At 71.7% G+C, this 8,951-nt stretch carries 7 protein-coding genes and 3 tRNA genes; 4 read left to right on the top strand and 6 right to left on the bottom strand.

The window, feature by feature from the left end; all coding sequences use genetic code 11:
- Nucleotides 1–163: 163 nt before the first annotated feature.
- The 3 genes from ACZ6JY_RS06890 to ACZ6JY_RS06880 all read right to left on the bottom strand — a co-directional run bounded on the left by ACZ6JY_RS06890 (nucleotide 164) and on the right by ACZ6JY_RS06880 (nucleotide 3,914).
- Nucleotides 164–2,572: a DEAD/DEAH box helicase gene (locus tag ACZ6JY_RS06890; RefSeq protein WP_469192946.1), complete on the bottom strand. Its 2,409-nt coding sequence runs from the start codon at nucleotides 2,570–2,572 to the stop codon at nucleotides 164–166.
- Between the two features lie 316 nt (nucleotides 2,573–2,888).
- Nucleotides 2,889–3,473, bottom strand: coding sequence for a hypothetical protein (locus tag ACZ6JY_RS06885; protein ID WP_469192944.1), 585 nt, complete (start codon nucleotides 3,471–3,473; stop codon nucleotides 2,889–2,891).
- Nucleotides 3,474–3,563: 90 nt separating this feature from the next.
- Complete coding sequence (locus tag ACZ6JY_RS06880) at nucleotides 3,564–3,914, bottom strand: metallopeptidase family protein (protein WP_469193033.1); 351 nt, start codon at nucleotides 3,912–3,914, stop codon at nucleotides 3,564–3,566.
- A gap of 104 nt (nucleotides 3,915–4,018) precedes the next feature.
- Between ACZ6JY_RS06880 and ACZ6JY_RS06875 the strand changes: the two genes are divergently transcribed.
- The 4 genes from ACZ6JY_RS06875 to ACZ6JY_RS06860 all read left to right on the top strand — a co-directional run bounded on the left by ACZ6JY_RS06875 (nucleotide 4,019) and on the right by ACZ6JY_RS06860 (nucleotide 5,925).
- Entirely contained in the window at nucleotides 4,019–5,560 is a 1,542-nt protein-coding gene (locus ACZ6JY_RS06875) for a metallophosphoesterase family protein (protein ID WP_469192942.1), read from the top strand.
- 80 nt (nucleotides 5,561–5,640) lie between these two features.
- Nucleotides 5,641–5,713, top strand: a tRNA-Glu gene (locus tag ACZ6JY_RS06870).
- A gap of 39 nt (nucleotides 5,714–5,752) precedes the next feature.
- Nucleotides 5,753–5,827, top strand: a tRNA-Asp gene (locus ACZ6JY_RS06865).
- A 24-nt stretch (nucleotides 5,828–5,851) separates the two neighbouring features.
- A tRNA-Phe gene (locus tag ACZ6JY_RS06860) sits at nucleotides 5,852–5,925 on the top strand.
- 86 nt (nucleotides 5,926–6,011) lie between these two features.
- Here the strand turns inward: ACZ6JY_RS06860 and ACZ6JY_RS06855 are convergent.
- The 3 genes from ACZ6JY_RS06855 to ACZ6JY_RS06845 form a co-directional block, all read right to left on the bottom strand.
- Entirely contained in the window at nucleotides 6,012–7,013 is a 1,002-nt protein-coding gene (locus tag ACZ6JY_RS06855) for an ABC-2 transporter permease (RefSeq protein WP_469192940.1), read from the bottom strand.
- A gap of 246 nt (nucleotides 7,014–7,259) precedes the next feature.
- Entirely contained in the window at nucleotides 7,260–8,114 is an 855-nt protein-coding gene (locus ACZ6JY_RS06850; protein WP_469192938.1) for a cytochrome c biogenesis CcdA family protein, read from the bottom strand.
- Nucleotides 8,111–8,911 carry a DsbA family protein gene (locus ACZ6JY_RS06845; RefSeq protein WP_469192936.1) on the bottom strand — a complete coding sequence of 267 codons (801 nt, stop codon included), beginning with the start codon at nucleotides 8,909–8,911 and terminating at the stop codon, nucleotides 8,111–8,113. The genes ACZ6JY_RS06850 and ACZ6JY_RS06845 overlap by 4 nt, the downstream gene beginning before the upstream one ends.
- Nucleotides 8,912–8,951 lie beyond the last annotated feature (40 nt).

Below are 8,951 nucleotides of genomic sequence, written 5' to 3'. Positions count from 1 at the left end.
CTGGAGGGGGAAAGGGGGGGGAGCTAAACCCAACACCCGGTGGGGGAAGGTTCCATTTTTATGAAGATGGAGCGAGTGGTCGGTGGGGGGCCACCCAGGAACAAAAGGGGGGGCCCGAGGGGGGCGTGCGCCGTGCGGGCCCTCCATGTGGTCTGACTACCGATCAGCTGTTGCGCTTCCAGCGCGGCTTGTCGTCACGGCGGCCGAAGGAACCGGTGCCGGTGCCGGAGCGGTCGCGGTTGAACGCCGGGCGGTCGTGGCCACCGGAGCGGGCGCCGCCGGAGGGGCGGTCGTCGCGGCGGTCACGGTTGAACGGACGGTCGCTGCCACGGTGGCCGCCCGACGGACGGTCGTCACGACGGAAGCTCGAACCACCGCGGTTGTCGTCACGACGGTCGCCGCCCGAGGGACGGTCACCGCCGCGGAAGCCACCCGAGGGACGGTCGTCACGACGGAAGCCGGAGCCACCGCGGTCGTTGCGGTCACGGTTGAACCCGCCGCCCGACGGACGGTCGCCGCCCGAGGGACGGTCACCGCCGCGGAAACCGCCCGAGGGACGATCGTCACGACGGAAGCCGGAGCCACCGCGGTCGTTGCGGTCACGGTTGAAACCGCCGCCCGACGGACGGTCGCCGCCACGGGAGCCGGAGCCGCCACGGTCGTCACGACGCTCGAAGGAACGGCCACCACGGTCGTTGCCGCGGTCACGGTTGAAACCGCCGCCACCCTCGCGACGGTCGCCGCCACGGGAGCCGGAGCCACCGCGGTCGTCACGACGCTCGAAGGAACGGCCACCACGGTCGTCACGGCGCTCACGCTCGTAGTTGCCGCGATCGTCGCGCTGCGGACGGCGCTCCTCGCGAACGGCCGCGGGCTGCTCCGGGACGGAGACAGCGGCTGCGGCCTCGAGGGCGGCCTCGGCGGCGGCCGCGGCCTCGGCGACCGCGGCGTCCGGGTCGTCGCCGCGCTCACGGGCGGCACGCGCGGTGAGGCGGTCGGCCTCCTCGCGCAGCTCGGTGGCGCGGCGCGTGGCGCGCTCCAGCTCCTTGGTGAGGTCCTTGACCTCACGCTCGGCCTGGGTCGCGGCGTTGCCCGCGGAGTCGGCCTGCACCTCGGTCATGGACCGGGCGCCGGTGATCTCGGCGACCTCCGGGTCGAAGGTGCCGCCACCGTTGATGATGTGACGCCCGGCGTCGACGCCCGCGTCCTCCATCAGCCGGAAGATCTGGCGGCGCTGGTGCGGCAGCGAGAGGGAGACGACCGTGCCGGAGCGGCCCGCGCGAGCGGTACGGCCGGAGCGGTGCAGGTAGTCCTTGTGGTCACCGGCCGGGTCCACGTTCAGAACCAGGTCGATGTCGTCCACGTGGATGCCTCGGGCGGCGACGTCGGTCGCGACGAGCGCGTTGACGTAGCCCTTCTTGAAGTCCTCGAGGACGCGGGTGCGGGCACCCTGCGTCATGCCGCCGTGCAGCGCGTCGGCCTTCACACCGGAGTCGCAGAGCTGCTCGGCGATGCGGTCGGCGCCCAGCTGGGTGCGGACGAAGATGATCGTGCGGCCCTTGCGCGCGGCGATGGCGGCCGTGACGGGAGCCTTGTCGCGGGGCTTCACGATCAGGATGTGGTGCGACATGGTCGTGACGTTGCCCTGGGCGCTGTCGACCTCGTGCGTCACCGGGTTGGTCAGGTAGCGCTTGACCAGCGTGGAGATCTCGTTCTCCATCGTGGCCGAGAACAGCATGCGCTGGCCGTCGGACGGAACCTGGTCGAGCAGCTCCGTGACCTCGGGCAGGAAGCCCAGGTCGGACATCTGGTCGGCCTCGTCGAGGACGGCGATCTGGGTGTTCTCCAGCGAGCAGGCGCCGCGGCTGATGATGTCGCGCAGACGGCCCGGGGTGGCGACGAGGATGTCGACGCCGCGCTCCAGGGCGTAGATCTGGTTGCCCATCGACGTACCGCCGCAGACGACCTTCATCTTCAGGCCGAGCACGTCGCCGTACGGCTGGAGGGCGTCCGCGACCTGCATCGCGAGCTCACGCGTCGGCGTGAGGATGACGCCGCGGGGCTTCTTCTTCTCGGTGCGGCCGCCCGCGGCGAGGGTCGCCAGCATCGGCAGACCGAAGGAGAGGGTCTTGCCGGAGCCGGTGCGGCCACGGCCGAGGATGTCCTTGCCGGCCAGGGCGTCCGGGATGGTCGCGGCCTGGATCGGGAAGGGGGCGGTGACGCCGTTCTGCGCGAGCTTGCGGACGATGCCCTCGGGCAGACCGAGGTCGCCGAAGGTGAGCCCGGGCTCGGCGTCGTCGGCGTCGTCGGCGTCCGCCTCGGAGACGTCGGCCTCGGCGGCAACGGCCGCGGCGGCGACAGGCTCGGCGGCGACGGCCTCGGAGACGTCGGCGTCAGACACGCCGGCGTCGGGGGTGACCTCGGTGACGTCCTGAGACTCGGTGGACTCGACGGTCTCGGTGGACTCGACGGTCTCGGACACGACGGTCTCGGCGACGGCCACTACGGCCTCGTCGTTCTCGACGGTCTCGTTCTCGGGCAGGACGGCCTGGTCAGAACTGAAAATGGACATACGAAATGCGAAACCTTCCGGAGTTTCGGCACGCGCCCGTCAACTCCGTGATTTCGCAATGGACCGCCTCTATGCGGTCAGCCACGGCAAGGGAGAGTACGCGCCACGCGGCGCTCTTCTGTGTCGGCGCCGGGCAAATGGGATCAAACGATCTACCACCATACTCACCTAACCCCCTGGATGGCAAACCACCCCCGTCACACCCCCTCCGACCTGCGCATACGCAAATCCCACCCCGGAGGTGAACACCCGACGGCCACCTTCACCCGACGGCTGCCGCGCTGCTTCGGCTGGGCCGCGGACGACGGCCGCCACGCTACTTCGGCCCCGCCGCCGGCGACGGCTCGCGCCAGCCGATCTCCGCGTTCCGCCGCTGGAGCTGTGCCCCCGGTCCCGACCCCTCGTGCGCCGACGAGGAAGGCTCCGGAGTGGTGGGGTCCGGCGTCGGGGTCGGCTCGGGCTTCGGCGGCTCGGGCTCCTGGGTCGTGCGCGTCGGGGTCGGCTTCGGCCGCGGCTGATCCGGCTGACCCGGCCCGCCCGGCTTCGGCGGCTTGCCGGAGGGCGTGGCGGAGTCCCCGGGGCGCTCGCCGCGCTCGGCGGCGCCCTTGCCGTCGTCGTCGCGCGCGGCGTCACCGTCCTTGCCGCCCTTGCCCTCCTTGCCGTTCTTGCCCTTGCCCTTCGCCCGGCCCTTGCCCTTGCCCTGGCTCCGCTCGCCACCGGACATGACGTCGTCACCGCGGATCACGGGAGCGCCACCGGGAGCGGCCTCGCCGCCTTGGCCCCCCGCGGAGCGCCCGGGCCGCGGGGCGCCGCCGTCGTCACCGACGCTCATGCACCCCGCGGTCGCCGCGACGGCCACCGCGACCGCGGCCCAACGGACGGGAACGTACAAATGGCGCACGGCCGAGCACCTCCTGAGGCGCTGACAATCGGGACGCCCTGCCCAACTCCCGTCACACGCAAGAGGACACGGACGCGGGAGGACCCGGCGTCACCCGTACCCGAGCGCGTGCAGCCTGGCGTCGTCGATGCCGAAGTGGTGCGCCACCTCGTGCACCACGGTGATCTCCGTCTCGGCGACGACCTCCTCGCGCGATCCGCACATCCGCAGCGTCGGCCACCGGTAGATCGTGATCCGGTCCGGCAGCACCCCGGCGTACCACTCCCCGCGGTCGGTCAGCGGCGTCCCTTCGTAGAGCCCGAGCAGTTCGGGGTCGTCGGATGGCGGCTCGTCCTCGACGAAGACGGCCACGTTGTCCATCAGCCGTGTCAGCTCCGGCGGAATCCGGTCGAGAGCCTCGCCGACCAGTTCCTCGAACTCTTCGCGCGTCATCTCCAGCACGCCCCCATTGTCGGCCACGCCGCCGCTCCCGTCCCGGCTACCCGGGGCCCCGGCCATACCGGCGTCCCGGCATACCGGGGGCCTTACATGGGCATACGGGACCAATGGCCCGCGACTTCGGAGTCTTTCTCCAGGGCGTGCGACGGATGGGCGGCCCCGCGTCCGCCACGGCCCCGCTCGACGGCACCGCCCCGCTCGACGGCACCGCCCGCCACCCCGTCAGGGCCGCCGTCGGCCTGGTCGCGGTCGTGCTCTTCGGCGCCTGGCTCGGCCTCCTGATCGTCGGCAGCGTGCGCGCGCCCGTGGGCCCGATGGACACCCGCATGACGCTGAGGCCCTCCCTGTCCGGCGGCACGAAGATCAACGTCTCACCGCTCGGCGCCCTGGAACTGCGCTCGCACACCGCGCCGATCCGGCTCGACGTGGACGTCGACCAGCTCGACCCGGTCCGCTCCCAGGCCCTGGTGAACCACCCCGAGCGGCTCGCCGGGCTCCAGGACGAGGTCGCGCGCGACGTCGGCCACGGCACGCTCGACCTGGCCGCGCGCTCCTGCGTCGCCGTCGTCTCGGGGGCCACCGCGCTCGGCCTCGCCGTCTACCGCCGCCCGCGCCGCGCCCTCGCGGCCGGCGGTCTCGCGCTGGCGCTCCTCGCGGCGTCGGGCGGAGCCGCGTACGCCACCTGGAACCCCAAGTCGGTCCTCGAACCGAAGTTCTCCGGGCTGCTCAGCGGCGCCCCCTCGGTGGTGGGCAACGCCCGCAGCATCGTCAGCGAGTTCGACGTCTACCAGCAGGAGCTGGCGCGTCTGGTCACCAACGTGACCAAGCTCTACGACGTCACGTCCACGCTCCCCGCCTACCGGCCGGACCCGACCACGATGCGGGTCCTGCACGTCTCCGACATCCACCTCAACCCGGCGAGCTGGAAGATCATCGCCTCGCTCGTCGAGCAGTACGACATCGACGTCATCGTCGACTCCGGCGACACCATGGACCACGGCTCGGCCGCCGAGAACGCCTTCCTCGACCCGATCGAGGACCTGGGCGCGCCCTACGTCTGGGTCCGGGGCAACCACGACTCGCGCACCACCCAGCGCTACCTGGAGCGCCTCAAGAACGTCCACGTGCTCGACGACGGCCGGGCCGAGACCGTGGCGGGGCTGCGCTTCGCCGGGATCGGCGACCCGCAGTACACCCCCGACCGCTCGGCGAAGACGTCCGGCTCCGTCCAGCACCTGGCCGGCATCCGGCTCGCCTCCGCCCTGCGCGCCGAGCGGGCGGCGGGCACCCCGGTGGACGTGGCCATCGCGCACGAACCCGAGGCGGCGCGCGAGACGGACGGCGAGGTCCCGCTGGTCCTCGCGGGCCATCTGCACCACCAGGAGATGGAGGTCATGGACGGGGGCACGCGGCTGCGTATCGAGGGGTCGACGGGCGGCAGCGGGCTGCGCGCGGTCGAGGGCAAGTACCCCGACCCGGTCGAGGCGTCCGTGCTTTATCTGGACCGTACGAGCAAGCGCCTACAGGCCTGGGACGAGATCAGGCTGGGCGGTCTCGGCCTGACGAAGGCGGAGGTCAGCCGCCATCTGCCCAAGGAGAACCAGCCCGGGGCCACCCCGTCGCCGACCGCCCCGAGCCCCTCCGGTTAAACCGTTTTGGCGATAGCTCCCCGCATCCCATATGCTTCTCACGTCCCCGACGCGCTGCAAAGCGCCCAGGCGGGCCCTTAGCCCTCATCGTCTAGTGGCCCAGGACGCCGCCCTTTCAAGGCGGTAGCACGGGTTCGAATCCCGTTGGGGGCACGCAATACCTTGTGCGAGACTAGTGCTCGCACAATGCTTGGTCCTGTGGAGCAGTTTGGAGTGCTCGCCACCCTGTCAAGGTGGAGGCCGCGGGTTCAAATCCCGTCAGGACCGCTTGCGATTCCACGCGGATCGCGTGGCTGGGTAGCTCAGTTGGTACGAGCGATCGCCTGAAAAGCGATAGGTCGCCGGTTCGATCCCGGCCCCAGCCACTCTCACCGAAGGCCCCGTCCAGTGGACGGGGCCTTCGTCGTACGTCCGGTCGTATCACCGGCAGGTCCGTAGGAGCGTCAGAGGCTCAGGCGATCGTGGCGCCCGACTCCGCCGCGTGCGCCGGGGCGTGCGCGCGTCCGCCGTTCCTGCCACCCGGATGCCGGTGCCGCCACACCCAGAAGACGGCGCAGGCGAGCAGCGCCCAGCCCCCGAGGACCAGGTACGGGAACGCGTGCTGGTGGCCGCCGAAGTAGACGGCCGTGTGCTGCGCGTTGACCGAGGCCCCCGGCGGCAGCCACTGGCCGATGTGCCCGAGCACCGAGGGAAGCAGCGGCCACGAGACGGCTCCGCCGGACGACGGGTTGCCGAGCAGCACCATGAGGCCCCAGGTCGGGAGCATCGCCCACCGGCCGAAGAGGGTGTTGAACATCGTGAAGACCATCCCCGACGTGAACAGCGTCAGCGCCAGGATCAGCCACGACTCCACGAACGGCAGGTCCAGCGCGCCCAGCCACCAGTCCACGACCGCCGCGATGACGAACGCCCCGAGGAGCGCGTAGAGCACCGTGAAGCCGATCCGTTCCGCCGGGTTCAGGCCCCGGGCGTGGACGCTGAGCTGGATCGCGCCCACGAAGCCGATGATCACCGCCGCCAGCGAGATGTAGAAGATCGCGAGGCCCCGGGGGTCGCCCTCCTGGAGCGGCTTGATGTCCTTGACCGTGACCGGGACGCCGGCCTCCTCGCCCACCTTCGGCGCGGTCTCGGCGAGCACCTGGGCGACCGAGGCGCCCGAAGCCCCGGAGAGGTTCAGCGTCACCCCTTCGGCGCCGCCTCGCCCGACGTCCACGATCGCGAACACCCGCTGCTCGTCCACGTCCCCCCTCGCCCCGGCGAAGGAGGCGTACTCCTTCACCTCCAGCGAGGCGTTCAGGGCCTTCTCCATGCCGCCGAGGAAGGCCTTGCCCTGTGCGGACTCCGGGTCGCCGACGACCGCGACGGGTACGTGGTGGGGCGTCGGCTTGGCCATGGAGTACGTGTACGAGCCCGCGAAGAGCCCGGCGGCGGCCGCCAGGATGAAGACCAGCACGAGCGCGGGCAGGAACGGTGACTCCTTGAACGAGGACCACCGCTCGCCGAGGGTGGGAACCCGCCCGTGCGCGCCGTGCCGGCTTCCGTCGTGGGGCGGCTGTGGCTCGCCGGTTGTTTGGGACTCAGACGACTGGAGTGACTCGGGTGACTGTGACGGCTCAGGTGACTGTGACGGCTCAGGTGACTGGGGTGACTCGGGCGCCGGGTGCGACATGCGAACCACGCTAAACCACCTAAAACGGACTCACCCCTGCTCGGCCTCGGCCGAACGGGCGCGGGAGCGCCCCCGCACCCACCCCCGCACCGCGAGCACCGCCGCCACCAGCACCACGACCCCGATGAGCAGCACCGAGTCGGGCACGGCCCTGCCGACGCCGCCCGCCCACTGCTCCACCGCGAAGGAGTCGTCCACGTCCAGGAGACCGGGCAGGGCGGTCGTCCCGTCGTACGCGAGGAAGAGCGCGCCGAGGCCGATGAAGAAGAGGCCGGACAGCAGCGAGGTCGTGTGCAGTTCGAACCGCCCGAGCCGGAAGGTCCGCCCCCGCAGCCATCGGCGCCGCCCCAGGTCGAAGCGGTCCCAGAGCAGGGCCAGCAGGAAGAGCGGCACGGCCATGCCGAGCGCGTAGACCGCGAGCAGCAGGCCTCCGTAGACCGGGCTGCCGCTGACCGCCGCCACCGTCAGGACGCTGCCGAGGATCGGCCCTGCGCAGAAGCCCGCGAGGCCGTAGACCGCCCCCAGCGCGTACACCGAGAACGCGGTGGTCGGCCTGATCCGCCCCGAGAGCTCCGCCATCTTCCGCGAGGCGAAGCCCATGCCGAGGATCTGGAGCAGACCGAGCCCGATGATCAGCCACCCGGCGGCGAGCACGAGCTGGTCGCGGTGGCCGAAGAAGAACCGCCCGGCGACGGACCCGGCCGCGCCGAGCGGCACCAGGGTCGTCGCGAGTCCCGCGTAGAAGATGCCGGTCCGCGCGACGAGGCGGGAGGTGGAGTCGATCGAGTACGCGAAGAAGGCGGGCAGCAGCAGCGCGCTGCACGGGCTGACGAGGGCGAGCAGGCCGCCGAGGAACGCGGCGAAGTACCCGACGTCGGCGGTCACCGCGAGCCGCCCGCGCTCTTCCCGCCGGACTTCGAGGTCTTCGCCGACTTGGCGGCGGCCTCGATCGCCTGCGCGAAGACCTGGTCCGGCTGGGCGCCCGAGACGGGCCGCCCGTTGATCACGAACGACGGCGTGGAGGTGGCCCCGAGGCCGTAGGCCTCCTCCTGGTCCTTCTTGACGGCCGCCTTGGCCCCGGCGCTGTCCGCGTCCTTCGCGAAGCGGCCGACGTCCTTGATCCCCGCCTCCTCGGCGAGTTCCTTCAGGCGGTCGTCCCCGAAGCCCTTCTCCTTGCTGCCCTTGGCGTACGCGGCCTGGTGGAACTGCCAGAAGCGGCCCTGGCGCCCCGCGGCCCACGCGCCGCGCGCGGCGCGCTCGGAGTCCTCGCCGAAGATGGGGAAGTTGCGCCATTCGATGCGCAGGGTGCCCTCGTCGACGTACTTCTTGACGAGGGCGGGCTCGGTGTCGCGGGCGAACTTCCCGCAGAAGCCGCACTTGAAGTCGGCGTACTCCACCATCACCACGGGTGCGTCCGCGTCCCCCTGCGCGAGCGGGTCCCCGGCGTCGCGCCTGGCGAGCTTCTCCAGCTCGGGGTAGACGCCGGCCTGCGTGTCCGCCTCGGTGGAGGGCCCGGCGCCCGCGGCCTCCTCGGTCACGGTGCTGCCGGAGGAGTCGTCGGGCTTGGTCGCCGTGTACGAGGCGACGCCGAGCAGCACCGCGGCGACGGCGACGCCCGCGCCGATGGCGATGTTGCGGCTCTTCTTGTTGTCGTTTCCGGGCTTGGTGCCGTTCTTGGGCATGGCTGTGCTCTCTCGTTCCGTGTACGTCGATGAAGGGGCC

Source organism: Streptomyces sp. NPDC046335 (genome assembly GCF_055587985.1).
The sequence above is the reverse complement of the archived record's forward strand: the minus strand, read 5'-3'. Positions and strand labels throughout refer to the sequence as shown.